The sequence below is a fragment of the Stenotrophomonas chelatiphaga genome (assembly GCF_032054965.1).
Lineage (GTDB): Bacteria > Pseudomonadota > Gammaproteobacteria > Xanthomonadales > Xanthomonadaceae > Stenotrophomonas > Stenotrophomonas chelatiphaga.
Genome location: NZ_DAMBRS010000007.1, coordinates 38,811 through 64,115, shown reverse-complemented (window position 1 = coordinate 64,115; position 25,305 = coordinate 38,811). Strand labels below are relative to the sequence as shown.

The 25,305-nt window shown below is 67.8% G+C and carries 28 protein-coding genes and 1 tRNA gene; 17 read left to right on the top strand and 12 right to left on the bottom strand.

Going from position 1 to position 25,305, the window contains the following annotated elements; genetic code table 11:
* Nucleotides 1–2: 2 nt before the first annotated feature.
* The 3 genes from RTX79_RS10725 to RTX79_RS10715 all read left to right on the top strand — a co-directional run bounded on the left by RTX79_RS10725 (nt 3) and on the right by RTX79_RS10715 (nt 1,966).
* Entirely contained in the window at nt 3–809 is an 807-nt protein-coding gene (locus RTX79_RS10725; RefSeq protein ID WP_312683669.1) for an SPOR domain-containing protein, read from the top strand.
* 45 nt (nt 810–854) lie between these two features.
* Nucleotides 855–930 (top strand) — tRNA-Thr (locus RTX79_RS10720).
* A 97-nt stretch (nt 931–1,027) separates the two neighbouring features.
* Nucleotides 1,028–1,966, top strand: a complete 939-nt coding sequence (locus RTX79_RS10715) for a hypothetical protein (protein WP_312683667.1) — start codon at nt 1,028–1,030, stop codon at nt 1,964–1,966.
* Here RTX79_RS10715 and RTX79_RS10710 read toward each other — a convergent pair.
* The 4 genes from RTX79_RS10710 to RTX79_RS10695 form a co-directional block, all read right to left on the bottom strand.
* Nucleotides 1,943–2,479 carry a GTP-binding protein gene (locus RTX79_RS10710; protein ID WP_057507550.1) on the bottom strand — a complete coding sequence of 179 codons (537 nt, stop codon included), beginning with the start codon at nt 2,477–2,479 and terminating at the stop codon, nt 1,943–1,945. The two genes, RTX79_RS10715 and RTX79_RS10710, sit on opposite strands and share 24 nt — an antisense overlap.
* A complete protein-coding gene (locus RTX79_RS10705) occupies nt 2,476–3,438 on the bottom strand; it encodes a hypothetical protein (protein ID WP_312683665.1) in 963 nt (320 codons plus the stop codon). Before RTX79_RS10705 ends, RTX79_RS10710 begins: the two co-directional genes overlap by 4 nt.
* Nucleotides 3,439–3,507: 69 nt before the next feature.
* On the bottom strand, nt 3,508–3,867 hold the full coding sequence (locus RTX79_RS10700) for a roadblock/LC7 domain-containing protein (RefSeq protein ID WP_057507548.1): 360 nt from the start codon (nt 3,865–3,867) through the stop codon (nt 3,508–3,510).
* Nucleotides 3,868–3,943: 76 nt separating this feature from the next.
* On the bottom strand, nt 3,944–4,396 hold the full coding sequence (locus tag RTX79_RS10695) for a roadblock/LC7 domain-containing protein (RefSeq protein WP_123699879.1): 453 nt from the start codon (nt 4,394–4,396) through the stop codon (nt 3,944–3,946).
* Between the two features lie 271 nt (nt 4,397–4,667).
* Here RTX79_RS10695 and rocF point away from each other — a divergent pair, with 271 nt between their 5' ends.
* The 4 genes from rocF to RTX79_RS10675 all read left to right on the top strand — a co-directional run bounded on the left by rocF (nt 4,668) and on the right by RTX79_RS10675 (nt 6,496).
* Nucleotides 4,668–5,585, top strand: coding sequence for an arginase (gene rocF / locus RTX79_RS10690; RefSeq protein WP_312683664.1), 918 nt, complete (start codon nt 4,668–4,670; stop codon nt 5,583–5,585).
* Between the two features lie 142 nt (nt 5,586–5,727).
* Complete coding sequence (locus RTX79_RS10685) at nt 5,728–5,880, top strand: entericidin A/B family lipoprotein (RefSeq protein ID WP_309688859.1); 153 nt, start codon at nt 5,728–5,730, stop codon at nt 5,878–5,880.
* Between the two features lie 66 nt (nt 5,881–5,946).
* Nucleotides 5,947–6,084: an entericidin A/B family lipoprotein gene (locus RTX79_RS10680; RefSeq protein WP_057507544.1), complete on the top strand. Its 138-nt coding sequence runs from the start codon at nt 5,947–5,949 to the stop codon at nt 6,082–6,084.
* 190 nt (nt 6,085–6,274) lie between these two features.
* Nucleotides 6,275–6,496: a CsbD family protein gene (locus RTX79_RS10675; RefSeq protein WP_309688853.1), complete on the top strand. Its 222-nt coding sequence runs from the start codon at nt 6,275–6,277 to the stop codon at nt 6,494–6,496.
* A 66-nt stretch (nt 6,497–6,562) separates the two neighbouring features.
* Here RTX79_RS10675 and RTX79_RS10670 read toward each other — a convergent pair whose 3' ends face one another.
* Nucleotides 6,563–7,381 carry a hypothetical protein gene (locus RTX79_RS10670; RefSeq protein ID WP_312683663.1) on the bottom strand — a complete coding sequence of 273 codons (819 nt, stop codon included), beginning with the start codon at nt 7,379–7,381 and terminating at the stop codon, nt 6,563–6,565.
* A gap of 111 nt (nt 7,382–7,492) precedes the next feature.
* Here RTX79_RS10670 and RTX79_RS10665 point away from each other — a divergent pair, with 111 nt between their 5' ends.
* From RTX79_RS10665 to RTX79_RS10650, 4 genes are all read left to right on the top strand, one after another.
* Nucleotides 7,493–8,782: a tryptophan--tRNA ligase gene (locus RTX79_RS10665; protein ID WP_312683662.1), complete on the top strand. Its 1,290-nt coding sequence runs from the start codon at nt 7,493–7,495 to the stop codon at nt 8,780–8,782.
* A 112-nt stretch (nt 8,783–8,894) separates the two neighbouring features.
* A complete protein-coding gene (locus RTX79_RS10660; protein WP_057507540.1) occupies nt 8,895–9,197 on the top strand; it encodes a hypothetical protein in 303 nt (100 codons plus the stop codon).
* An 88-nt stretch (nt 9,198–9,285) separates the two neighbouring features.
* Nucleotides 9,286–10,218 carry an MBL fold metallo-hydrolase gene (locus tag RTX79_RS10655; protein WP_312683661.1) on the top strand — a complete coding sequence of 311 codons (933 nt, stop codon included), beginning with the start codon at nt 9,286–9,288 and terminating at the stop codon, nt 10,216–10,218.
* A gap of 76 nt (nt 10,219–10,294) precedes the next feature.
* Nucleotides 10,295–11,947 carry a M28 family metallopeptidase gene (locus tag RTX79_RS10650; protein ID WP_057507538.1) on the top strand — a complete coding sequence of 551 codons (1,653 nt, stop codon included), beginning with the start codon at nt 10,295–10,297 and terminating at the stop codon, nt 11,945–11,947.
* A 105-nt stretch (nt 11,948–12,052) separates the two neighbouring features.
* Here RTX79_RS10650 and RTX79_RS10645 read toward each other — a convergent pair whose 3' ends face one another.
* On the bottom strand, nt 12,053–13,321 hold the full coding sequence (locus RTX79_RS10645; protein WP_309688843.1) for a uracil-xanthine permease family protein: 1,269 nt from the start codon (nt 13,319–13,321) through the stop codon (nt 12,053–12,055).
* Between the two features lie 200 nt (nt 13,322–13,521).
* Here RTX79_RS10645 and yedA point away from each other — a divergent pair, with 200 nt between their 5' ends.
* Together yedA and rarD are read left to right on the top strand one after the other, a co-directional pair.
* Nucleotides 13,522–14,421 carry a drug/metabolite exporter YedA gene (yedA, locus tag RTX79_RS10640; RefSeq protein WP_312683660.1) on the top strand — a complete coding sequence of 300 codons (900 nt, stop codon included), beginning with the start codon at nt 13,522–13,524 and terminating at the stop codon, nt 14,419–14,421.
* The gene (gene rarD, locus RTX79_RS10635) at nt 14,418–15,317 is read left to right on the top strand and encodes an EamA family transporter RarD (RefSeq protein ID WP_428695992.1); all 900 of its coding nucleotides are present in this window, start codon (nt 14,418–14,420) and stop codon (nt 15,315–15,317) included. Before yedA ends, rarD begins: the two co-directional genes overlap by 4 nt.
* Nucleotides 15,318–15,402: 85 nt before the next feature.
* Here rarD and RTX79_RS10630 read toward each other — a convergent pair whose 3' ends face one another.
* The 4 genes from RTX79_RS10630 to RTX79_RS10615 are packed head-to-tail and all read right to left on the bottom strand — an operon-like array spanning nt 15,403 to nt 19,872.
* Nucleotides 15,403–16,722 (bottom strand): ABC transporter permease, encoded by a 1,320-nt coding sequence (locus RTX79_RS10630; protein ID WP_312683659.1) that lies wholly within the window; start codon nt 16,720–16,722, stop codon nt 15,403–15,405.
* 10 nt (nt 16,723–16,732) lie between these two features.
* Nucleotides 16,733–17,890 carry an ABC transporter permease gene (locus tag RTX79_RS10625; protein WP_057507535.1) on the bottom strand — a complete coding sequence of 386 codons (1,158 nt, stop codon included), beginning with the start codon at nt 17,888–17,890 and terminating at the stop codon, nt 16,733–16,735.
* Nucleotides 17,891–17,904: 14 nt separating this feature from the next.
* A complete protein-coding gene (locus RTX79_RS10620) occupies nt 17,905–18,594 on the bottom strand; it encodes an ABC transporter ATP-binding protein (protein ID WP_123699874.1) in 690 nt (229 codons plus the stop codon).
* A gap of 51 nt (nt 18,595–18,645) precedes the next feature.
* Nucleotides 18,646–19,872 (bottom strand): efflux RND transporter periplasmic adaptor subunit, encoded by a 1,227-nt coding sequence (locus RTX79_RS10615; protein ID WP_312683657.1) that lies wholly within the window; start codon nt 19,870–19,872, stop codon nt 18,646–18,648.
* A 198-nt stretch (nt 19,873–20,070) separates the two neighbouring features.
* On the opposite strand from RTX79_RS10615, the gene RTX79_RS10610 reads away from it, so the two are divergent.
* From RTX79_RS10610 to RTX79_RS10595, 4 genes are read left to right on the top strand one after another with little or no spacing between them, the layout of a single operon-like run.
* Nucleotides 20,071–20,967: an ABC transporter ATP-binding protein gene (locus tag RTX79_RS10610; RefSeq protein WP_312683656.1), complete on the top strand. Its 897-nt coding sequence runs from the start codon at nt 20,071–20,073 to the stop codon at nt 20,965–20,967.
* Nucleotides 20,964–21,740, top strand: coding sequence for an ABC transporter permease (locus RTX79_RS10605; protein ID WP_312683655.1), 777 nt, complete (start codon nt 20,964–20,966; stop codon nt 21,738–21,740). The genes RTX79_RS10610 and RTX79_RS10605 overlap by 4 nt, the downstream gene beginning before the upstream one ends.
* Before the next feature lie 6 nt (nt 21,741–21,746).
* Nucleotides 21,747–22,976, top strand: a complete 1,230-nt coding sequence (locus RTX79_RS10600; RefSeq protein WP_312683654.1) for a sensor histidine kinase — start codon at nt 21,747–21,749, stop codon at nt 22,974–22,976.
* Nucleotides 22,973–23,575, top strand: a complete 603-nt coding sequence (locus tag RTX79_RS10595) for a response regulator transcription factor (RefSeq protein ID WP_057507529.1) — start codon at nt 22,973–22,975, stop codon at nt 23,573–23,575. Before RTX79_RS10600 ends, RTX79_RS10595 begins: the two co-directional genes overlap by 4 nt.
* Before the next feature lie 6 nt (nt 23,576–23,581).
* Here the strand turns inward: RTX79_RS10595 and RTX79_RS10590 are convergent, their stop codons facing one another.
* Nucleotides 23,582–24,121, bottom strand: coding sequence for a cytochrome b (locus RTX79_RS10590; protein ID WP_309688816.1), 540 nt, complete (start codon nt 24,119–24,121; stop codon nt 23,582–23,584).
* On the bottom strand, nt 24,118–25,224 hold the full coding sequence (locus RTX79_RS10585) for a catalase family peroxidase (RefSeq protein ID WP_312683652.1): 1,107 nt from the start codon (nt 25,222–25,224) through the stop codon (nt 24,118–24,120). The genes RTX79_RS10590 and RTX79_RS10585 overlap by 4 nt, the downstream gene beginning before the upstream one ends.
* Nucleotides 25,225–25,305 lie beyond the last annotated feature (81 nt).

Here is a 25,305-nt window from a genome sequence, read left to right as displayed (position 1 = left end):
AGATGCTGACCCGTGCCCTGATCGTGTTCCTCGTGCTGCTCAACGTGAGCGTCGCCCTGTGGTGGATGCTGCGCGGCGAGCCGGTTGTTCCGGACGTGAAGCCGCCTTCCGGCGTGGCCGAACTGCAGCTGGTGGATGCGGCCGCCGCGGTGACGGCGCCCTCGCCGGCGGCGTCCACTGCGCCGCTGACCGATACCACGCCCACCGCTGCCGAACCTGCCGCGGCGGTGGCCACTTCAGCGCCCGCCGCAGCGCCTGCGGTGGCCGAAGCGCGTCCGGTTCCGGTTGCGGCTGCAGCGGTGGCACCGCCTGCCCCGGCAGCGGAAGCCGCGCCCCCCCCCGCAGCGCCCGAACGGTGTGTGGCGCTGGGTCCGTTCGCCGACCAGGCCGCTGCCCAAGGCGCCCAGGCCAAGGCCGGCGCGGCGCTGACGCAGACACGCCTGCGCGAACAATCGACCCCCGGTGCCACCGCGCGCTACCGGGTGATGATGCCGCCTGCAGAGAACCGCGAAGCGGCCCAGGCCACCGTGCAGCGGATCGTCGCCGCCGGCCTGAGCGACTACTACGTCATTGGCCAGGGGCCTGACGCCAACGCCATCGCGCTGGGCCAGTACCGCAATCGCGAAGGCGCCGAGCGCCGGCTGGCGGCACTGCGCGCGGCCGGATTCCAGGCCCAGCTCAGCGGCGGCGAAGGCGCCTCCACGTGGTGGCTGCAGGGCGCGCTGGCCGACGGCAAGGCCGATCCGGGCCTGCGCCAGCGCAGCGGGGCGGCGCAGCAGCGCTCGCTGGACTGCGCCGGTCTGCGGTAGAATCGCCGTGCTTCGCGGCCTGGCCACGAACGCGTCGTACCCCGTGCCGCTTTAGCTCAGTTGGTAGAGCAACTGTCTTGTAAACAGTAGGTCATCCGTTCGATTCGGATAAGCGGCACCACGCCACCATGCGCCATCCCCACGTGCACGCCCGGAACCTGCAAGCCGCTGGGAAGGACGTGGCGGATCATGCGTTTCCTTCCCACGGAGCCGCGACCATGCCCGGCCTGTCGATGACCACCAACCTGCTGCCACCGGTGGCGCCCGGCGGCGCCGTGCGGATCACCGCGTCCGAATCCGGGCAGGCATCCCCATGTCCCGCAGCAGGTCCTTCGAGCATCGGCAACAGACAGATGCCCGTGTCGGCGCGGACCATCGCCACCCAGACCGAGCCAACCGGTTGCGACAACCAGGCCCGCGCATTGCGTGCCATGCAGGCAGTGCGGACCGCCTACCGGGCAGGCGACAAATCCAGCAACAAGCGGCCCAGCCAGGCCAATGATGTTGATGGTACACGGTACCGCCGTTCCATCCGCGCCGGCTACAAGCTGACGTACCTGCGCAACCTGACGGCGGCCAATTTCGCCCACTTCCGTGTACCGCAGACAAGTCTGCGGATCGCTGCGGCCAACTGCGGTGAACTTGCCGCCGCGGCCGCACGCCAGGTGCAGGCCGAGGGCGGCAAGGCGGAGATATGGGCGTTGCATGACCCGCAGGCCAAACCAGTAAGCAGGCACCCGCACGCCTTCACCGTGGTAGGAACGCCAGCGTCGGCAGAGAGCGTGGATTTCGCCGGCTGGGACGATGTCTGGATCGTTGATCCGTGGGCCAACGTGGTCTGCCCTGCGCCGGCATTTCCTGCGCAGTTGGCGGCAAAGCTGGATAAATGGGCGGGGCAGGGAAAACACCTGCGGGACGATGCAACGGGCCGGTGGGAACCTGCGGACGAACCGGGCTTCCTCGCGCTGGTGCGCGAGGGTCGCAAAGTCAGTTGCGGTGAGGATTTCACCCTGCGGCGCGTGACCTACGACGTGATGCACACCCCGCGCTACCCGGCCAGACTGAAGGCGTGCTGGACCGCGGCGGCCGCTGTGCCTCCTGTGCCGCCGCCCGCAGGCGACGGCGCGCCGTGCTCAGGAATCGGCGTAGCGGTGTGACAGCAGCGAGCGCACCAGGAAGGTCACCTGCGCGGCCGAGCGCGCATCCACGCGCAGTACCGGAATGCGGAAGCCGGCGGCGAACAGCGCATCGCGCACCGTGGGAATCAACAGCTGCGGGTGCTCGTCGGTGCGGGTGATGCCGACCGCCAGGCTGGCATCCGGCGCGATCCGGGAAAACTCCTGCAGCAGTTCCAGCGTGGTGGCTATCGGATCGGGGGATCCGGCGCTGACCAGCACGATCACCCCGAGCGCGCCTTCGCACACCATCGGCCACATGAAATCCAGGTAGCGCTGGCCCGGCACGCCGTACAGGTGCAGCAGTTCGCCGTCATCCAGCTCGATCGAGCTGTAATCCAGCGCCACCGTGGTTTCCACCTTGTCGGCGGTGGCATCCTCGCTCAGCGGCATTTCGGTGCTGATCGGTTCCACATCGGAAATCGCGCGCACGGCCGTGGTCTTGCCCGCGCCCATGCCACCGACGAACACCAGTTTGTTGGCCGGACCGCTCATGCGCGACCCGCCTGCAGGTCCAGCCCGAATCGTCGTGCGACCCAGGTCAGGAACCGTGAGTCGCGAAGGCCCGCGGGGCGCGGTGAGGGAAGCACGGCGTTCTCCTGGTGCTTGGCAAGGCCGCTGCTGGCAGCAGCCGAGAAAAGGAATTGCACGGTATCGTGCGGCAAACCGCTCGCCGCGGCCAGCGCGGTGCTGGTCCACGACGCGGCATGCAGGCGTGCGATGGGCAGCAGCCAGCTGGCGGGCACGTCGCGGTGGTCCAGGTCGGGCCAGTGCAGCAGCTGCATCGAGGTGCCTGCGGCGACTGCCGGCAGCAGTTGCGGACGATGGCGCGCGATGCAGAAATACAGCGCTTCGAACGAATGGCGGCGCGGCAGCAGGTACACGTACTGGTGCTGGAAGGTGTCCGCATCCAGCGGCGTCGATGACCATGCCAGGTCATCCAGCAACGGCACGATTTCCGACAGGGACGCGCCGGTGGGCAGTGCCAGGCTGCGGGTGGCGGTGTCCACCACCACCCGCGTGGCACCGCGCTGCAGCAGGTACAGGCTGGCAGTGGCTGGTGCCTGCATCGCACGCAGCAGCAGCGGCATGCCCGCGGGCGCCGGTTGTTCCGCCGCGTCCGGTGCTTCGCCCACCGCGCCCAGCAGCCCGGCCAGCTCCTGGTTGATGTCACGCACGCTGGCGCCGTGCGGCAGCAGGCCCGGCGCGGCGGTCGCGCCACGCACGATGCGCAGTGTCTTCACGCCCTGGGTGCGTGCCTGCTGCTGCAGGACGGCCATGGCCGAGGGATCGCCGCCGACCACCAGCAGGTCGGCCTGCTCGCCGTTCCACGGCTGCAGGCGGATATCCATGCGTTCGGCCAGCAACAGCGAACAGGCCAGTTTCAGCCGGGTACCGTGCAGCAGGTCCAGCCCGGCATGGGCGACCCGGAAATGTCGTATCGGTGTGTTCATCGGCAGTCAGTGCAGGTCGCCCGCTACGCCCGCGTCAGGCATCGACGACGGGCGTGGGGCGAGCGCGGCTCAGCTGAAGTCCAGCGTCTTTTCGAAGGACTTCAGTTCGTGGCGCGCCATCGCCAGGTTCGAACGGCTGCGGTCCAGCGCCACGTACAGGAACAGCATCGGATTGCTTTCCAGCGGGCGGATCAGGTGGTACTGCGAGCTCAACGTGATCAGGATGTCTTCCAGCGTGTCCGACAGGCCCAGCTGCTGGGCGACGCGACGCTTGGCACGCACCACTTCGGTGTTGCCGGCCGCAGCCAGTTCCAGGTTGATGTCGCCGCCACCGGTCATGGCCAGTGCCATGCCACTGTCGCTGTCGACGAGCGCGGCACCGACGAAGCCGGCGAGCGAATTGAGGGTTTCCAGGTTGAGCTTAGACACAGTCGTCCTTTCTTGGGTCGTGCAGAGGGAAACAGGCCAGCAAGGCCTGCGAGGTAGAAAAACCGGGGTAATACGATCAGGCGGCGCGGCTGCGCAGCGCGGTTTCCAGCTTGGCGGCGCATTCGCGTGCGTGGAACAGCAGCACGGCCAGGTTGACCTCCACCGCCGCGACGGCGGTGAGCGTCATCGGCTTGTCCGCGTTGACCCGGATCAGCACGACGTTGCCCTGGCGGGTGCAGACGGTGGCGTGTTCGGCTTCGCTGAGTGACAACTCGCGCGACACCGTTTCGCCCAGCGTGAGGAAGGAGTTGGCCATCGCGGCCAGCCGACGACCGTCCACGCCCAGCACCGAATCCTCCGCTACCGCGCGGCCATCGGCGGTGGACAGCAGCAGCAGGGTCAGGCCCGGCTCGCGTTCGCGTGCCTGGCGGAAGATGTCTTCGATACGGGATGCATCGTAAAGATGCCGCGCCGGCAGGCTTTCGCCGGTCGCGCTGCGAACGATCTGGTTGATGGCACTGCGCTGCACTGGTTTCCCCCTGGAACCTGGATCGATACGATCCATGGCGATGCTTTTTATCAACCGCGGAGGGTTGAAAGTGTGAACCGTAGCACAGTATATCTGACCGGTTTTGTAATGGATCTTCACCTCCCGCGTGCGCCAACGCTTTGACGCGCCTGCAATTCCTGCGGACCAGAACGGTGGGCGGAATGCGTCGCGCACCGCGCCTGCTGCAGCGCCGCGAGTACAGCGTGGGCGCGCTGGCTAGACTGTTTCTTTTGTCCTGAACGAGGTTTCCATGTCGCATCTTCCCGTCTCGCTGATTGGCGTGCCTACGGATATCGGGGCCGGCGATCGCGGTGCACGCCTGGGGCCGGAAGCCCTGCGCATTGCCGGCCTGGCCGAAGCGCTGAGCGCCCGCGGCGTGGACGTGCGTGACGTCGGCAATCTGGACGGGCCGCGCAATCCCTGGACCGCACCGGTGCACGGCTACCGCCACCTGGACGAAGTGGTGGAGTGGAACCGGGTGCTGATGGAAGCCAGCCTGTCCGAACTGCGCGCCGGACGCATGCCGATCATGCTCGGCGGCGATCATTGCCTGGGTGTCGGGTCGGTGACTGCGGTGGCGCGCTGGTGCCGCGAACAGGGCAAGGACCTGCGCGTGCTGTGGCTGGACGCGCATTCGGATTTCAACACCAGCGAGATCACCCCGTCCGGCAACGTGCACGGGATGCCGGTGGCGTGCCTGTGCGGGCTGGGACCGGATGCGCTGACCCGGCTCGGCGGCGATGCGCCGGCGATCCTGCCCTCCCAGGTGCGCCAGATCGGCATCCGTTCGGTGGACCCGGAAGAGAAGCGGCTGATCAAGACCCATCGGGTGGATGTGTATGACATGCGCTACATCGACGAGGCCGGCATGAAGCGGACGATGGAGGCCGCGCTGGACGGGATCGACGCCAACACCCACCTGCACGTGAGCTTCGACGTCGATTTCCTGGACCCCAGCATCGCCCCGGGCGTGGGCACCACGGTACCGGGCGGGGTGAACTACCGCGAGGCCCAGCTGGTGATGGAGATGATCGCCGACAGCGGGCGCATGGGCTCGCTGGACATCGTCGAGCTCAACCCGCTGCTGGATGACCACAACGCCACCGCGAAGCTGGCGGTGGACCTGGTGGAGAGCCTGTTCGGCAAGTCCACGCTGATGCGCGATTGAGGCCCGGCTGCGGCGTCGGGCAGGCGCCGCATGAACCGATCCGCTGCTCGTTCACACTCGCTCCACGCGACGCGCGCCAGATTGCACTTCACGCGGCACGCCCGGGTCGTTCCGGACGCCGTGACCTGAGAAGGAGAAGTCGATGAAACGCATTCTTTCCGTACTGCTGCTGGCGCTGTGTACTGCTGGTTCGCTGACTGCCTGCAATACCGTTGCCGGTGCCGGTAAGGACATGCAGGGGGCTGGCGAGGCCGTCCACGATACGGCGCAGGACTGCAAAAACGGCAAGTGCTGATCAACGGCTTTTCCGCCGTCTGCACCGCCGCCGCGGTGGTTTCTTAAATCAAACTGGAGAGTCCCTATGAAGCGTGTAATTTCCCTGATGCTGCTGTCGATGTTCTCGGTCGCCATGCTGGCCGGCTGCAATACCGTTGCCGGTGCCGGCAAGGACGTGCAGGGTGCTGGCGAGAAGGTCGAAGACGCCGCCCGCAAGAACTGATCCGCGCAAGCAGCTCAGTAATGAAAAGGCCGGGATTTCCCGGCCTTTTTTTTGTTTTGCGCGCGGCAATGGCATCCGTTCAACGAAGTGAGCACGTGCTTCATCTCTGCTTGACTGCTGCTCAACGTTCGATGGCGCATCCTGCAGGTGCGGTAACACATGACGTACTTCACCCAAGAGGCCAACGCACATGAACAAAGACATCATTTCCGGCAAGTGGACCCAGCTCAAGGGCAAGGCCCAGGTGCAGTGGGGCAAGCTGACCGATGACGACTTCGATGTTGCCGAAGGCAACGCAGAATACTTGGCCGGCCGCGTGCAGGAACGTTACGGCATCGCCCGCGACGAAGCGGACAAGCAGGTCAAGGAATTCGATTCCTCGCTGCGCAAGGACTACCCGGACTTCAAGTAAGTCGGGCGGTTGAAACCGGTAGAAAAACGGGCCTTCGCGGCCCGTTTTTTTGTGCCTGATCCAAACTCAGCGGCGCGGCGGGTCGGGTACGTACTGATCGGGGAACGCCTGAGGCTCGCGTTCGGCCGTAGGCGCGGGGCGATCAAGAACGATCCCGCGCGCGCGGAGGTTGCGTGCGCTGTCATAACGCAGCTGGACGACCTGGACCGGATCGGTCGTGGCGCGTTCGAAGGCGGTGTTGCGAACCGATGAGGCCTCGCGTTCGCCATGTCCGGTGCCCAGCCGTTGCGCCGGCGCCTGCGCCGGTTCGGCCATCACCCGTGACGCACTGCTGGCGGCATCCTGGGTCGCGGCAGGGGCAGGCGCGGCGCGGCGCAGTGGCACGGCCGGCCGATGCTCCCAGCGCACGGCATCGCGTTCGTTGAACACCGCGATGCCGACCACGCCCAGGTTGTCCCCGCGCCCGGTGCGTTCGGCATAGCTGTCGCGCGGGCTGCTGAAGACGAACTGCGCCACTTCATCGTTGGACTTCCGCCAGCCGGTGATGTCGGTGGTCTGCCACGGGTTGAGCACGTAGCCGGTCTGGGCGGGCGTGGCCTGTTCGCCACTGATGGCGTTGATGCCATCCACCGACAGCACCACCAGCACGCGCTGCGGGCTGGCGTTGCGCAGGCGCACGCCGTAGCGGTGCCCGCGTTCGCCCGGGGTCCAGCGTTGGCCGTCATGCGCGTACTGCGGCAGCAGCCCGCCGCTATCGCGGTCCAGCAGGGTCAGGAACACCGGTCCACTCGCGATCCGCGAGGGTTGCGGGGTGATCATCGGCGGTGCCGGCTTGAAGCCGGCCAGCAGGGCAACGCTCAACAGGGGCAGCAACAGGCGCTTCATCCGGGTTCTCCGCGGCGGGGTCGTCAGCGCAAACGCCCGAACGGGGCCGACGGGGTTGCGCCAGCAAGGGTAAACTGGCGCCGTTCACCGAAGGTTTCCCGTCGAGCAGTCATGACCACCCGAGTCCTTACCGGCATCACCCCCTCCGGCACCCCGCACCTGGGCAACTATGTCGGCGCCATCCGCCCCGCCATCGCCGCCAGCCGTGCGCAGGGCATCGAGAGCTTCTTCTTCCTGGCCGACCTGCACAGCCTGATCAAGGCGCAGGAGCCGGCGCGCACCCAGCGTTCCACGCTGGAGATCGCCGCCAGCTGGCTGGCCTGCGGGCTGGATCCGGAACAGGTGTGGTTCTACCGGCAGAGCGACATCCCGGAAACCAACGAGCTGATGTGGTTCCTGACCGTGGTCGCCAGCAAGGGCATCCTCAACCGTGCGCATGCCTACAAGGCGGCCATCGACAAGAACGAGGCCGAGGGGCTGGACCCGGACGCCGGCGTGAGCGCCGGGTTGTTCATGTACCCGGTGCTGATGGCCGCCGACATCCTGATCTTCAAGGCCAACCGCGTGCCGGTGGGCCGTGACCAGATCCAGCACATCGAGATGGCACGCGACTTCGCCCAGCGCTTCAACCACGTCTACGGCAAGGAGTACTTCCCGCTGCCGGAGGTGGTGATCGACGAACAGGTCGCTACGCTGGCGGGCCTGGATGGCCGCAAGATGAGCAAGAGCTACAGCAACACCATTCCGTTGTTCGCCCCGCGCGAAGCGCTGAAGAAGCTGGTGTTCTCCATCCTGACCGACTCGCGTGCGCCGGGTGAGCCGAAGGACACCGAAGGCTCGGCCCTGTTCCAGATGTACCAGGCGTTTGCCACGCCGGAACAGACCGCCGGCTTTGCCAAGGCCTTCGCCGAGGGCATCAGCTGGGGTGATGCCAAGCAGCAGTTGTTCGAGCGCATCGATGCCGAACTGTCGCCGCTGCGCGAGCGTTACGAAGCGTTGATGGCCGAACCGGAGAAGATCGAAGCGCTGCTGCAGCGTCGCGGCCAGCAGCTGCGCGAGCAGTACGCCGTGCCGCTGCTGAAGGAACTGCGCCATGCCGTGGGCCTGCGCGACCTGGCCGACGTGCCCAGGGCGGCCGCCGCCGAGCTGGCCCGCAGCGCGCCGCCGGTGTTCAAGCAGTACCGCGAAAAAGACGGCCGTTTCTACTTCAAGCTGACCGACGGCGAAGGCACGTTGCTGGTGCAGAGCACGGGCTTTGATTCGCCGCGCGACGCCGGCCAGCTGATCGCCGTGCTGAAGCAGGCCGAGCAGGGCGACGCCCTGCAGAGCGAACTGTTCACGCTGGAAGCTGAAGTGGCTGCCGTGCTGGCCGCCCTGGCCACCCTGCGCGACGCCGGGTAAAGCCCGAGCCGGGGTCAGAGTCCGGGGTCAGAGTCCGGGGTCAGAGTACTTTTCGTCTGCGGGAAAGTACTCTGACCCCGGACTCTGACCCCTCTCAACCGAGGATCTGCCGATGGCCTGGTTGTCGCTGCTGCTGTTCCTGCCCTGGTTCGTGCTGCTCGGCGGGCTGTTCTGGTGGTACCCGCGCCAGCCGCGTTGCGCGCGACGGCGTGCCTTCGACACGGCGGCGCTGCTGCTGGCCCTGGTGCTGAGCGTGCTGTCCATGCACTGGGGGTTCCAGCTGGGCAGGGCGCAGTCCGATGCCGGCCCGATCTGGCCGCAGGTGCTGGCCGTGCTGTATGCCTATGGCGCGTTCCTGGCGGTGATGGTCACCGCGCTGCTGCTGCGCCCGCACTGGCTGCTGCGCAGGTCCTGACGCAGGCCTCCGACCAAAGCCGCATCGAACGCACGCGTCCGCGCGCCTACCATGGCCGTCTGTTCCTGATCCTGCCAGGTGCGCGTCGATGACCGCCGATCCCAGCATCCACACCATCGATACCGGATTCCAGCGCGCCGACTTCGACGCAGCCTACCTGGTGGTGGAAAACGGCCGTGCCGCCTTCATCGACTGCGGCACCTCGCTGGCGGTGCCGGCGATGCTGCAGGCCCTGGCCGATGCCGGGCTGCAGCCGCAGGCGGTGGACTGGCTGCTGCTGACCCACGTGCACCTGGACCACGCCGGTGGCGCCGGCACGCTGATGCAGCACCTGCCCAATGCGCGCGCGGTACTGCATCCGCGCGGTGCGCCGCACATGATCGATCCGGCGCGACTGATCGCCGGTGCCACGGCGGTGTATGGCGAGGAGGAAATCGCACGCAGCTACGGCCGCATCGAGCCGATCCCGGCCGAGCGCGTGGTGGTGGCCGAAGAGGGCCAGCGCATCGACCTGGCCGGGCGTGAGTTGGTGCTGATGCATACGCCCGGCCATGCGCAGCACCATTACTGCGTGTGGGACGCGCGCAGCCGCAGCTGGTTCACCGGCGATACCTTCGGCCTGTCCTACCGGGAACTGGACAGCGCGCAGGGCGCCTTCATCATCCCCACGTCCTCGCCGGTGCAGTTCGATCCCGAGCCGTTGAAGGATTCCATCCGCCGGTTGCTGGCTTACCAGCCCGTGGCGATGTACCTGACCCACTACGGTCGCGTGGACGCGGTGGAAGCGCGCGCCGAAGACCTGCTCGAGCAGATCGATGCGATGGTGGCGATCGGGCGCCAGTGCGACGGCCGCCCGGACCGTCATCGCCATCTACGTGCGGCTTTGCGCGCGCTGTACCTGGAGCGCGCGCTGGCCCACGGCTGCGCGCTGGACCAGGACGCGGTCGCCAGCGTGTTGGCGATGGACATCGAGCTCAATGCACAGGGGCTGGCCTGCTGGCTGGACCGCGGACGGCGGTGATCATTCCGCGTCATCGCGCTGTCACGTACACTCGGGACATCCCTGCTTCCTTGTCCCCCGGTGATCCGTGAACCCGATGCGCGTGCTGTTGTTGTCGTCCTGCCTGTTCGTCGGTGGCCTTGCGCATGCGGCCAATGATCTTCCCGGTGGCGGCATCGATCCGCAGGCGCTGTCGCGCCACGTGCGCGTGCTGGCCTCGGATGAGTTCGAAGGCCGTGCGCCGGCCAGCGAAGGCGAAGAACGCACGGTGCAGTACCTGATCGAGCAGTTCCGCAGCTACGGCCTGCAGCCGGGCGGCGTGGACGGCAGCTGGGTGCAGCCGGTGCCGCTGGTGCGCGCACAGCTGGATGGTGCGGCCACGGCAACGCTGACGCTGAAGGGCGGCAAGCGCACCCTCGCCAACGGCGGGGACGTGACCCTGCAGAGCCTGCAGCCGCGCGCACGGGTACAGATCAAGGATGCCCCGCTGGTGTTCATCGGCTACGGCATCGATGCGCCAGAGCGCAACTGGGACGACTACAAGGGCATCGATCTGCGCGGCAAGATCGCCGTGGTGCTGATCAACGACGCCGACTTCGAAACCGATGCGCCCGGTGCCTTCGATGGCAAGGCGGTGACCTATTACGGCCGTTGGACCTACAAGTTCGAAGAAGCCGCGCGGCGCGGTGCCGAAGGCGTGCTGATCGTGCACGAGACCGCGCCGGCCGCCTATGGCTGGGCTACGGTGAAAAGCTCGGGCACCTCGCCGCTGTTCGACATCCAGCGCAGCCAGGATGAAGCCATGGCCCAGCACACGCCGCTGCGCGGCTGGATGCAGCGTTCGCTGGCCGAAGCGATCTTCGCCGATGCCGGCCTGGATTTCGAGGCGGAAAAGCGCAAGGCGCAGCGTGCCGATTTCAAGCCGGTGGCCTTGGACAACGCCCGGTTGAGCGCGGCATTCAAGCTGAAACGCGAAGAAGTGGTCACCCGCAACGTGGTGGCCAAGCTGCCCGGCGGCACGCACGGCGACGAGGCGGTGATCTTCTCCGCGCACTGGGACGCCTTCGGCATCGGCGAGCCCGATGCGAAAGGGGACCGCGTGCGCCGCGGCGCCATCGACAACGCCACCGGCGTGGCCACCGTGCTGGAACTGGGCCGCGTATTCGCTGCCGGTCCGCAGCCACAGCGTTCGCTGTATTTCGTCGCGCTGACCGCCGAGGAGAAGGGCCTGCTGGGCGCAAGCTACTATGCAAAACACCCGCTGGCACCGCTGGAAAAAACCGCTGCGGTGCTGAACATCGAGATGTTCAGCCCGGATGGCGCGACCCGTGACATCGCCTCGTGGGGCAAGGGCCGGGTATCGCTGGAAGGCGACCTGGAGCGCGTGGCCAAGGCGCGCGGCCGCGGCTACAGCCCGGATCCGAACCTGGAAGCGGGCTTCTTCTACCGTGCCGACCACTTCGCCTTCGCCCGGCTGGGCGTGCCGGCGATCACCATCGGCCCGGGGCTGGACAAGCTGGACGGCGGTATCGAAGCCGGCCGTGCGCTGCGCGAGAAGTACTTCAAGGACTGCTACCACCAGGCCTGCGATGCGTGGACCCCGAGCTGGGATCCTGCCGGCCATGCCGCCGACACGCTGCTGGTGTATGACCTCGGCCTGGAGCTGGCCAACGGCCGCAGCTGGCCGCAGTGGGAACAGGGCTCGGAGTTCCGCAAGGCACGCGACAGCAGCGAAGCGGCACGCCGCTGATCGCCTTGATGGCGTGATCGGGCGGGTGAGGACGTAAGCAGGTAGTGGCGTCCGTTGTGATCTGGTGGGGCACGACCGTTGGTCGTCACGCCGCTCCCCGCAGCCTCACACGACCGGCGGACCCGGCTGCTTCCAGTGGTCGTTGCCCGGCAGCAGCAGGTTCAGCGCGATCGCCACCACCGCGCACAACGCGATGCCCTTCAGGCCGAAGTCGTCCGGACCGGTGCCGCTGCCGACCAGCACGCCACCGATGCCGAACACCAGCGTCACCGACACGATCACCAGGTTGCGTGCTTCGCCCAGGTCGATCCGGTGGCGGATCAGGGTGTTCATGCCCACCGCGGCGATGGAGCCGAACAGCAGGCACAGGATGCCGCCCATGACCGGCACCGGGATGCTCTGCAGCAGCGCACCGAACTTGCCGATGAAGGCCAGGCTGATCGCAAAGATCGCCGCCCAGGTCATGATCTTCGGGTTGTAGTTCCTGGTCAGCATCACCGCGCCGGTGACTTCGGCATAGGTGGTGTTGGGCGGACCCCCGAACAGGCCTGCCGCGGTGGTTGCCACGCCATCGCCGAACAGGGTGCGGTGCAGGCCGGGCTTCTTCAGATAATCGCGGCCGGTGACGCTGCCGACGGCGATCACCCCGCCGATATGTTCGATGGCCGGCGCCAGCGCGACCGGCACGATGAACAGGATCGCCTGCCAGTTGAACGCCGGGGCAGTGAACTGCGGCAGGGCAAACCACGGCGCCGCGGCGATGCGGGCGACATCGACGACGCCGAACGCGAAGGACAGCCCGAAGCCCACCAGCACGCCGAACATGATCGGCAGCAGCTTGAACATGCCCCGGCCGAATACCGCCACCACCAGGGTGGTCAGCAGCGCCGGCATCGAAATCAGCATCGCGGTCTGGTACGGAATGAGCTGCGTGCCGTCGGCGTCCTTGCCCATCGCCATGTTGGCGGCGATCGGTGCCATCGCCAGCCCAATCGAGATGATCACCGGGCCGATCACCACCGGCGGCAGCAGCCGGTCGATGAAACCGGTGCCCTTGATCTTCACCGCCGCGCCCAGGAAGGTGTAGACGAAGCCGGCGGCCATCACCCCACCCATGGTTTCCGCCAACCCGAACTGCTGCTTGGCGAGGATGATCGGGGTGATGAAGGCAAAGCTGGAGGCCAGGAACACCGGCACCTGGCGACCGGTCATCAGCTGGAACAGCAGCGTGCCCAGCCCGGCGGTGAACAGCGCCACGTTCGGGTCCAGCCCGGTGATCAGCGGCATCAGCACCAGCGCGCCGAAGGCCACGAACAGCATCTGCGCGCCGGACAGCACCTGGCGCCAGAGCGGGTCGTTGAATTCATCCTGCATCGTCGCGAGTTCCTCGTTGGGCGCCGACAAGCAGTTCGTCGGCACGGGCGGGGAGGATGATATCGCCGTGGCCGCTCCCTGCGGGCCAGGCAGGGCGCCGGTGCGTTCGGTGATCCGAAGAAAACAGCTTGCCGCCTTCCCGACTGCTCCGCAGCGACGCAAAGGCCTAGAATCCTCGTTCCCCCGCATCTTGGTGGCCCATGGCCGTCGTCCCTGATTCCTCCGCCGCGCCGCGTCCCGGTGCCGTCGCCCTGGCGTTGCTGCTGGTCTACGTGGTCTGGGGCTCGACCTACCTGGGCATCGCCAAGGCGCTGCAGGCGGGCGTGCTGCCGCTGACGTCGGTGTCCGGGGCGCGCTTCATCATCGCCGGCAGCCTGATGTACGCCGTGCTTCGGCTGTTCAGGAAGATGCCGCGGCCGACCCTGCGGCAGTGGCGCAACCTGACCATCATGGGCTTCACCATGCTGCTGCTGGGCAACGGCATGGTGGTGCTGGCCGAACGCGATGTGTCCTCCGGCCTGGCCGCCACCGCGGTGGCCTCGGTGCCGCTGTGGATGGCGCTGTTCTCGGCGGTGCGCGGCCAGCACGCCAGCCGTGGCGAGTGGCTGGGCATTGCCATCGGCTTCCTCGGCGTGGTCTGGCTCAACGCAGGCAGCAGCCTGGCGGCTTCGCCGACCGGACTGATCCTGCTGCTGGTGGCCCCGGTCGGCTGGGCATTCGGCTCGGTCTGGGTGCGGGGCCAGGACCTGCCGGGACCGTTCATGACCGCGGCCGGGCAGATGATCTGTGGGGGCGTGCTGCTGGTCATCACCGGGCTGTCAGTGGGCGAACGACCGACCGCGCTGCCCAGCCTGGATGGCCTGCTCGCGGTGGCCTACCTGTGCCTGTTCGGCTCGATCGTCGCCTTCACCGCCTACGTGTGGCTGCTGCACAACGTGCGTCCGGCGCTGGCCGGCAGCTATGCTTACGTCAATCCGGTGATCGCCGTGCTGCTGGGCGTGCTGCTCAATGGCGAACACTTCGGCTGGCGTGACCTGGTGGCGATGGCGGTGATCCTGGCCGGCGTGCTGGTGCTGGCCCTGGCGAGGACGCGCAAGTGAGCGCAGCACTGATCAGCGAACAGGAGCAGCGCCGCGGCTTTGCAGTCACCGCCTTCACCTTCGTGCTGTGGGGGCTGGTGCCGGTGTACTGGCACCTGTTGCGCGAAGTGCCCTCGTTCCAGATCATCGCCCACCGCATCATCTGGAGCACGGTGCTGGTGGTGGGCTGGCTGCTGCTGAGCAGTCGCCTGCAGTGGTGGAAAGCAATCGCCGCGCAGCCGCGTGCACTGGCCACGCTGGCGGTGAGCAGCCTGGCCATCGCGTTCAACTGGGGCCTGTACATCTGGGCCATCAACGCAGGCCACGTGATCGACACCAGCCTGGGTTATTTCATCAACCCGCTGGTCAGCGTGGTGCTGGGCGTGGTGGTGCTGAAGGAACGCCTGCGCCGCCTGCAGTGGCTGGCGGTGGCCTGCGCGGCGGTCGGCGTGGCATGGCTGACCTGGCAGGCCGGCGCACCGCCGTGGATCGCATTGGGGCTGGCCGGATCGTTCGGCCTGTATGGCCTGCTGCGCAAGCTGATCTCGGTCGATCCGGTGGCCGGCCTGGCGGTGGAAAGCCTGTATCTGTTCCTGCCGGCGCTGGGCTTCGCGCTGTGGAGCGAGAACGGCCACGGCGGCGCCTTCTTCGGGGGCTGGGGCTGGCGCAACGACCTGCTGCTGATCTTCGGCGGCGTGGTCACCGCTGCGCCGCTGATCGGCTTCGCCTACGGCGTGAAGCGCATCGCCCTGTCTACCGTGGGTGTGCTGCAGTTCATCGCGCCCAGCCTGGGCCTGGTGCTGGGCGTGTTCTTCTTCAACGAACCCTTCGATGGCGCGCGCGCCACCGGCTTCATCGCGATCTGGATCGGCCTGGGCCTGTTCGTCTTCGATGGCCTGCGCCGCACCCGCCCCTGAAAAAGGGGACGGAGGGGATTAAGTCGTTTTTGGCATTTCGAGTGCCAAAAACGACTTAATCCCCTCCGTCCCCTTTTCTTCTTTCTTAGACTTCGCGCAGGGCGGTGGTGATCGGCAGGCGGGCGGCACGCAGGGCGGGGAACAGGCCGCCGACCAAGCCGATGCCCAGCGCCCACTTCAGCCCGCTCCACAGCAGTTCCGGCGAGACGTGGAACTTGAACACCACCGCGCTGAAATTGCTGCCGATGGTGGACACGCTGTAGCCGTTGAACAGCAGCCAGGCGATCGCGCAGCCCAGCAGCCCGCCCAGCAACGCCAGCAGCATCGTCTCCAGCATCACCGCGGTCACCACCGGCAGCCCGCGGAAGCCGATCGCACGCATCGTGGCGATCTCGCGTGCGCGCGTGGCCACGGCGGCATACATCGTGTTGAGCGCACCGAACACTGCGCCGATGGCCATGATGGTGCCGATGACCTTGCCCAGGATGTTGATCAGCGTGGTCAGCCCGCCGCCCTGCTTGCTGTAGTACAGCCGCGTTGTTTCCACCTCCAGCTTCAGGCGCGGGTCGCCGGCGACGGCGGCCTTGAACTGCTCGAAACCGGGCTTGCCGTCGGTGCGCACCGTCACCGATTGCAGCGCGCCGCGCTGGTAGGTCGTGGCCAGGGTATCCACGTCGGTCCACAACTCCGAATCATGCGCGTCGCCGGAAGCGAACACGCCGACCACCGTCCATGCCTGGTTGCCCAGGGTCAGCGTGCTGCCCACGTCCATGTCGCGGAACTGGCTCTTCGCGCCCTGGCCCACCACCATTTCGCGCTTGCCGGTGGCGAACTTGCGGCCTTCGATGATGCGCACCCGATCATGCACCGCCCAGGCCATGTCACCGACGCCGCGGAACTGCGCATTGACATCGGTGCCGTCGGAGCGGGACACCAGGTTGACCACCTGCGACAGCTCGGCCGACAGCAGCGCGCGCCCCTTTTCGTCGCGTGCCACGCCGGGCAGGGTGGACAACAACGGAATCTGGTCGCGGGTGATCACCGAGTTGGTTTCCGCCTGCGAGCCGCCGCGCAGCACGATGGCGGTGGTGTCATCGCCGGTGCTGTTGAGCGTGGACTGGAAACCTGCGCCCATCGCCAGCATCGCCACCAGCACGCCGACCACGCCGGCGATGCCGACCACGATCACCGACGAGGCGCCCCAGCGTTGCGGCAGGCTGGCGATACCGATGCGGGTGGCGGCCAACGCCAGCCGTCCGCCGCGGGTCAGCACCAGCCACAGCGCGACCAGCACCACCACGACCAGCACGCCCTGCCACGGCAGCCAGATCCATCCGGCCAGGCCCACCGCCAGCACCACCAGCATCGCGCCGTTGAGCAGCCACTTCTTCAGTGTGTTCTTCATGTGCGGGTCCTCAGCGTCCGGCCAGGGCATCGACGATCTTCAGCCGCTTGGCGCGCAGCGCCGGCAGCAGTCCGACCACGACGCCGATCACGATGATCAGTGCAATGCCCACCAGCCAGGTGGCGGTCGGCACATGCGGTGGCAGCAGGCCGCGCGTCTGCGGTGCCAGCAGCGGCAGGATGGTCGCCGCCAGGCCCATGCCGATCGCACCGCCCAGCCCTACCAGCAGGATCGATTCCACCATCACCAGGGCCAGTACGGTGCGGTCCTGGAAGCCCAGTGTCTTCAGCGTGGCCAGTTCCGGGATGCGTTCGCGCACCGCCTGCGCCATGGTGTTGCCGGTCAGCAGCAGCAGGGTGAAGAACACCGCGCCCATGATCGAAGTGACGATCATGCCGATGTCCGCGAACTGCTTGACGAAGGCCTGCTGGAACGCCGATTCGGTCTGGGTCTTGGTTTCGTGGTCGGAGTTGGCCGATATCGCGTCGATCGCCTGGGCCACCCGCGAGGCATGGTCCGGGTTGTCCAGGGTGATGGTGTACCAGCTGACCTGGTTCTTGATGTAGTCGTTGGACTCATCGAAGTACTTCCAGTTCATCATCAGCTGCCTCTCCTCGTTCCCGGCCACTGCGCGGTCCTTGGAGCGGAACGTGCCGACCATTTCCAGCGGCCAGTCGTTGCTGCCGCCGCGCGGGAAGATGGTGGCCTGCAACGGGATGGTGTCGCCGATCTTCCAGCCGAAATCCTTGGCCAGCGACTCGCCGACGATGGCACCGGTGCGGGTGTCCTGCCAGCGCTTGAGCTGGTCCGGGGCGACCTCCAGTTCGCCGTAGATGTCGAAGTAGTTCGGGGCTACCGAGAAGTTCGGGAAGAAGTCCTTGGGGTCGCGGTAGATGCCACCGAACCACATGCCGTAGGTGACATCGCGCACGCCGGCCACCTGGCGGATCTGCGCTTCCAGGCGGATCGGCAGCGACTGGGTAATCGACAACCGCGAGGCGGTGATCAGCCGGTTGGCGCCTTCCACGCTGCCACCGGACATGAAGGCCACGCGCACCGAGTCGAGCATGCCGAACAGCAGGAACGCGGCCACCACCGACAGCAGGGTCAGCAGGGTGCGGGTGCGGCTGCGGAACAGCTGCGCCCACACCAGGGAGAAATATTTCATCGCCGTGCCCTCGGTCAGTGCGCCAGTGGCGCGTCGGCGAGTTCGCCCTTGTCCAGGTGCACCGTATGGGTCGCGTATTCCGCGGCCTTCGGGTCGTGGGTCACCATGATGATGGTCTTGCCATGTTCGCGGTTGAGCTGCTGCAGCAGCTGCAGGATCTCTTCGGCGGACTGGCGGTCCAGGTCGCCGGTCGGCTCATCGCAGATCAGGAAGGTGGGATCGGAAACGATCGCGCGGGCGATCGCCACGCGCTGCTGCTGGCCACCGGACAGTTCGTTGGGACGGTGGCTGCGGCGGTCGGCCAGGCCGACCAGGGTCAGCGCGATCTCCGCGTTGCGCCTGCGCTGCGCAGCGCCCAGGTGGGTCAGCAGCAGCGGCAGTTCGACGTTCTTCTGCGCGGTCAGCATCGGCATCAGGTTGTAGAACTGGAACACGAAGCCGACGTGGTGGCTGCGCCAGGTGGAAAGCTGGCCGCCCCCCATCTGGTCGATGCGCTCGCCTTCGATGGTGATCTCCCCGCCGCTGGGCGAGTCCAGTCCACCGATCAGGTTCAGCAGGGTGGTCTTGCCGGAACCGGAGGGCCCCATCAACGCCACGAAGTCGCCTTTTTCGATGTCCAGGTCGATGCCGTGCAGCACCTTTACCTGCTCCGGGCCCCGCTGGTAGGTCTTGGTGATGCTGCGCAATGAAACCAGGGTCGACATGCCGTTTCTCCGAGTGCGGTAATGACGGCCACCGGCCGCCGGACGGACAACCTACGAGCGTTCCTTCACCTTGCTGCCATCGCGCAACGTATCCGGCGGGCTGGTCACCACCCGCTCACCCGGGCGCACGCCCGCCAGCAGCTGACGATCCGCATTCAACGCCAGGCCGGGCGTCACGCTGCGCTGCTGCACGGTGTCCTCGGCCAGCACGAACACCACGCTGCCGCCCTCACGCTGCACCACCGCGTTGGCCGGCACGCGCACGCCCTGCGGCTTCTGCGGTGCATCCGGCCTGGCCTGTTCCAGGAAGCTCACCCGCACGCCCATCTCCGGCACGATGCGCGGCTCGCGGGTCTTGATCGCCACGCGCACCTTCACCGTGGCCTTGCCGCGGTCGGCGGTGGGAACGATGGCGATCACCTCGGCCGGGATCTTCCAGTCGGGATAGGCGTTGAGCGTGGCTTCCACCGGCATCTTCGGCTGCACCCGGCCGATGAAGGCCTCGCCGACCTCGACTTCGATCTCCAGCGATTCCATGTCCACGATGGTGCCGATGCCGGTACGGGTGAAGCCACCGCCGGCCGACAGCGGCGAGACGATCTCGCCCGGCTGTGCGGCCTTGGCGGTGACCACGCCGGAGAACGGCGCGCGGACGATGTTGTTGTCCACGCCCAGGTCGGCGATGGCCAGCTGGTTGCCGGCCACCTGCACGTTGCGCTGGGCGGTATCCAGCTGCGCGCGCAGGCTTTCACGCTGGGCCACGGCCTGGTCGAACTGCGAGCGTGATACCAGCTGCTGGCCGACCAGCGCCTGCAGCCGGGTGGCTTCGGCACCGGCCTGGGTGAGCTGGGCCTGCAGGCCGGCGACCTGGCTGCGTGCGGCCTGCACCTGCGACGCGTAGAGATCGCGCTGGGCGCCGGCATCGATCGGGTCCAGCGTGGCCATGACCTGGCCTTCCTCGACCCGCATGCCTTCTTCAATCATGACTTCGCGCACCTTGCCGGTGATCTTGGCCGAGACCGTCGCCATGCGCCGCGCCACCACGTAGCCGCTGGCATCCAGCACCGAGGCACTGCTGCCTGCCTCGCCCAGCGCCACCGCGGGTGCGGTCTGCACTTCAATGGCCTGCGGACGCAGCATCCATGCGGCCACGGCCGCACCCAGCAGCAGCACCACGGCGATCACGATCCACAGCCAGCGACGGCTGCCCGGCGCGGGCGGCGGCGGCGTCCTGCGGTCGATGCGAAGTTCCTTCAACAGTTCAGCAGAGGCGTTCATAGGCACCAGGACGTTGGATCGAGCGGAGTGTGACCGCAACACCCGCCAGGGGCAAACCGCGGCCCTGCGGTCGACACAGGATGCGCGCCGGCGGGCCGCCACGGCAGTGACAGCTGTCACCTGCAGTGCCTGACGCCGGCCACTGCCTGCGCAGCGCCCGGTGGCGCACTGTCGTAGCCACTTCCCGGGAGTACCGCCATGCCCCTCCATGCCCCTCCGTTGGCCGCACTGCACGACGTGCAGGTGCGCTATCGCAATGCCATTGCACTGGCCGGTGTCAGCCTGCAGGTGCGGCCCGGCGAAGTACTGGCACTGCTCGGTCGCAATGGTGCCGGCAAGACCACGGCCATCGCCGTGCTGCTGGGACTGCGTCGGCCGGATGCCGGCCAGGTGACGCTGCTGGGCGGTGACCCGCAACGTCGATCGCAGCGTGAGCAGGTGGGCGTGATGCTGCAGGACACGGCATTGCCGCCGAAGCTGCGGGTGGGTGAGCTGGTGGAGCAGTTCCGCGCCAGCTATCCACGGCCGCGACCGTTGGCCGACTGCCTGGCCATTGCCGGCGTGCAGGACCTGCAGCAGCGCGCCTACGGCCAGCTGTCCGGTGGCCAGCAGCGACGCGTGCAGTTCGCCATCGCGCTGTGTGGTGGCCCGCGCCTGCTGTTCCTGGACGAACCGACCACCGGCCTGGACATCGAAGCGCGCCAGGCCATGTGGCACGCCATCGCGCAGCTGCGCGCGGAAGGCTGCGGGATCGTGCTGACCACCCATTACCTGGAAGAAGCCGAAGCGCTTGCCAGCCGTGTGGTGGTGCTGGAGCAGGGACGCGTGCTGGCCGACGGTCCGCTGGCCACGTTCCGGCCGCAACTGGCACCGCGGCGGGTCCGGTGCCGCAGCGGGTTGGACGTGGCGCTGCTGCAGGGCTGGCAGGGCGTGATCGAAGCACGCCGTGCGGGCGATCATCTGGAGCTGCTGGCCGAACCTGCCGAGCCGGTAGTGGCGCGACTGTTGGCCGAGGACCCCCAGCTGAGCGAGCTGGACGTGCGCGGCGGCGGCCTGGCCGAAGCCTTCGTTGAACTGACCCGGGAGGCCGCATGAACATCCAGCCCGTTGCCGTGGATCCACCGCGCCGGCCGCTGGCGCGCCTGCTTGCCCCCTACATCGCCGAACTGAAGGCCGAGCTGCGCAGGACCTGGCGCACGCCTGCCTTCGTGCTGCCGTGCCTGCTGTTCCCGGTGCTGTTCTACGCGATGTTCGGGGTGATGCTGGGCCGCGGGCAGGCCTCGCGTTATCTGCTGGCCACCTACTGCGTGTTCGGCGCGATGGGGCCGGCCCTGTTCGGCTTCGGCGTGCAGTTGGCGATGGATCGCGCTGGCGGCCTGCTGACGCTGAAGCGTGCCTTGCCCGTGCCGCCGTTGGCACCGCTGCTGGCGCGCCTGTTGATGGCGGTGATCTTCGCGGTGGTGGTGGCGATCCTGCTGATCGCCGCGGCGCGCACGATGGGCGGGGTCAGCCTGGCACCGCTGCAGATGGCCGGGCTGGTGGCGGTGGCGGCGCTGGTCGCGCTGCCGTTGGGAGCGATCGGCCTGCTGATCGGCAGCCATGTGGAATCGGACGCCGCGCCGGCGCTGGTCAACCTGGTCTACCTGCCGCTGGCATTGCTGTCAGGCCTGTGGGTGCCGCTGTCGATGCTGCCGGGGGTGTTCAGCACGCTTGCCCCGCTGTGGCCTACCTGGCATGCCGCGCAGCTGGCGCTGCGTGTCATCGGCCAGCCCGCCGGCGGCAGCGTGCTGATGCACGGGATGGTACTGGGGGCGGTGACGGTCGTCGGCGCCCTGTTGGCCGCCCGTCGCCTGCGCCGCGTCGGCTGACATGGCATGATCGGCCGCGACCGTCTCCTGCTGGAATCCACCGTGCCGTTCAAGTGGTTGGCTCCCCTGCTGCGCCCCGCGCCGGATTCGGCGGTGGCCGACCATCGGCGGCGTGGGCAGTCCGGCTTGAGTGATTACATCCACCTGCTGTGGACGTCGTGGGTGTTCCTGACCCCCCTGTTCGGGGGCGGGTACACCGCGCGCTGGGCGTTGCTGACCCTGCTCAGCTATCCCACCTTCCTGTTCCTGTACGCACGCGCGATGCTGGCGCCACGCCACCATGCACCGCGCTATGCGCTGGCGATGGTCGCGATGAGCCTGGTGCTGGTGCCGTGGTATCCGTCCGGCATCAGCTATTTCGTGTTCGGTTGCGTGATGCTGCGCGTGTGCCGCAACGGCAGCACCTGGCGTTATCTGTTGCAGTTGCTGCTGCTCAACACGGTGTTCGTCGGCACCGCGTGGCTTGCCGGCTGGGCGTGGCAGAACCTGGTCTGGATTCCCTTCATGTCGGTGGTGATCGGCCTGATATCGAACATGGAGGCGGTCAACAAGGAACGCGATGCGCAGCTGCAGCTGTCACAGGATGAGGTGCGCCGGCTGGCGGCCACGGCCGAGCGCGAGCGCATCGGCCGCGACCTGCACGACCTGCTTGGGCACACGCTGTCGCTGATCACGTTGAAGCTGGAGCTGTCGCGCAAGCTGTACGACCGTGGCGATGCACGCGCACGGCAGGAGATCGGCGAAGCCGAAGACATCGCGCGGCAGGCGCTGGCGCAGGTCCGCAGCGCGGTCACCGGCTTCCGCTCCAGCGACCTCGCCGGTGAGCTTGCCTCGGCGCGGCTGCTGCTGGAATGCCAGCAGGTCCACCTGGACTACCTGCCACCGCCGCCGATGCCGCTGGAGATCGAGCGTGCGCTGGCGCTGGTGCTGCGCGAGGCGGTGACCAACATCGCCCGCCACGCGCTTGCGGGCAATGCGCAGGTGCACTTCGCACGCGAAGGCCACAGCCTGCTGATGCAGGTGCGCGACAACGGCCGCGGCGGGGTGACGACCGAAGGCAACGGCCTGGCCGGAATGCGCGAACGCATCGCCGCACTGCGCGGTACGCTGCAGCTGGAAGCGCTGCCGCAGGGCGGCACCTGCATCACGGTGCGCGTGCCGGCGCCGGCCATGCCAACACCGATGGACCGGGCGCCGGACCCAACGCCTGCCAGCCTGTTGAAGGGAACCCCATGATCCGGATCGTACTGGCCGAAGACCAGGCCATGGTACGCGGCGCGTTGTCGGCGCTGCTGGGGCTGGAGCCGGACATCGAGGTGCTGGGCAGCGCGGCCGACGGCGAAGCGGCGTGGCGACTGTTGCAGCAGCTGCGGCCGGATATCCTGGTCACCGACATCGAAATGCCCGGCCTGACCGGGCTGGAACTGGCGCAGCGGATTGCGCGGCAGCAACTGCCGATCAAGGTCGTGATCGTCACCACCTTCGCGCGTACCGGCTTCCTGCGCCGCGCGCTGGACGCAGGCGTGCTCGGTTACCTGCTGAAGGACGCGCCGGCCGACCACCTGGCCGATGCCCTGCGCCGCGTGCAGCAGGGCGCCCGCGCCATCGACCCGCAACTGGCACTGGACGCCTGGTCGCAGGCCGATCCCCTGACCGACCGCGAGCGCCGCGTGCTGCGCCTGGCAGGCGAAGGAAAGACCGCCGGCGAGATCGCCACCGAGCTCGGCCTGTCGCACGGCACGGTGCGCAACTACCTGTCCGAATGCATCGGCAAGCTCGGCGTGGCCAACCGCATCGAAGCCTATCGGCTGGCCCGCCAGAAGGGCTGGCTGTAGCGCCCGCTATTTCTTCGCCATCGACTCGAACACGCCGTCGCGGCGGACCCATGCGTGGTACAGCGCGGCACCGAGGTGCATCAGCACGGTGGCGAACAGCACATAGGCCAGCAGGCTGTGGGCACTGCGCAGCGCGGTATACAGTGCGGCCGAATGCGGGGCGATCGGGGGCAGGTTGAAGCCACTCCACAGCACGATCGGATAGCCACCGGCGGACAGCATCGACCAGCCCAGCAGCGGCATCGCCAGCATCAGCGCATACAGCAGCCAGTGCGACGCCTTCGCGGCCAGCGCCTGCCACCACGGCAGGTCGGCCGGCAGCGGCGGTGGCGGGTGGCGCAGGCGGTTGTACAGGCGCAGCAGCACCAGCAGCCCGATCGCGATGCCCAACGGACGGTGGATGTCCACCAGGGTCGGCCGCAGGTGCAGCGAGGCCATCATGGTGACGCCGATGAACAGCATCGCCAGGATCATCACGGCCATCGTCCAGTGCAGCACGCGGGCCAGCCGATTGAAGTGGCCGGGCGTCCGGTCCGGTGTGTTCATCGCGACACCCCCGCGGCTTCGCCGGATGCACCACGCGCGGACTCGCGTTCGCGGCGGTTGAACGAATGCGAATACACCGCCGAACGTGCCGCCAGCACCGCATCGTCACTGCCGCTGATTCCATCGGGCAGGATCAACGGATCGAAGTTCAGGTCGTTGCAGGCGCCTCCGGCTTGCGGCTGCATGTGCTCCAGCGACAGCACGCCGGCCTGCACGCGCGTGCGTCCGGCCGGCCAGGGGGTCGACGGGTCTTCGACCACGTCGCCGGGGCCGGCCAGGGTCACCACCAGGTTCCAGCGCACCGGCCCGCTGGCCAGCCGCGTGGCGAACTCGTCGGCCAGATGATCCAGACCCGCAGCGGCCCGGGCTGCTTCGTCCAGCGTCACCGGCGCCGCCTGCGGTTCCCAGCTCCAGCGCACTGCCTGGCGGGTGCCGTCAGCGGCGGTGAACCAGAAACTGTTGACGCTGTTGAACTGCGTATTGGCCCAGCTGGTGGTCCATGGCGCGGTCTTTGCCCACTGCTGGAACGCCCGCGCGCTGGGGTATTTTTCCAGCACGGAGGCCATCTTCGCCGGGTCCGGCTTGCCGGTCGCCGGGTCGGGCAGCTGCGCCCGGGTCTGTTCCAGGAAGGCCTCCGGGCTGGGTACGGCGAAGAACGGGAAGCTGTTCATCGCCATCCGCCATTCCTGCCCGTTGTCACTCACCAGCTGCAGGGCGATGCTGCGCACCCGCGCCTGCGCGTCGGCACCGTGCGGATCGCTGCCGCCGATCGACAGCCGGCCCAGCACCGGCACACGCGGCTGGCTGAACACCTGGGCGCGCGACAGCGCCGCGCCCTGCGGCGTCGGTTCGAACCAGCCGGCTACGCACACGCCCTTGCTGTGCGCGCGGCGGAAGCCCGGATGGGCCGGGCCGGTGGCTTCGATGGTGTCGGTGAACCGCTGCGCAGTGGGTCGATCACGATCTATCCAACCGGCCAGCCAGGCGAAGGCCAGCGCGATCAGACCCAGGATCAGCGCGATCAGCGCGATCCACGGCAGCGGTGAATTCGGCCGTGGGCCGCGCGGTAAGCCGCCTTTGCGGGTGAAGCGGAACAAGGGCATCGACGGTTCCTGCCTGGCATGGAAATGCGCGGTGCCCCATCCTAAGCAAAAAAGGGGACGGAGGGGATTAAGTCGCAAACG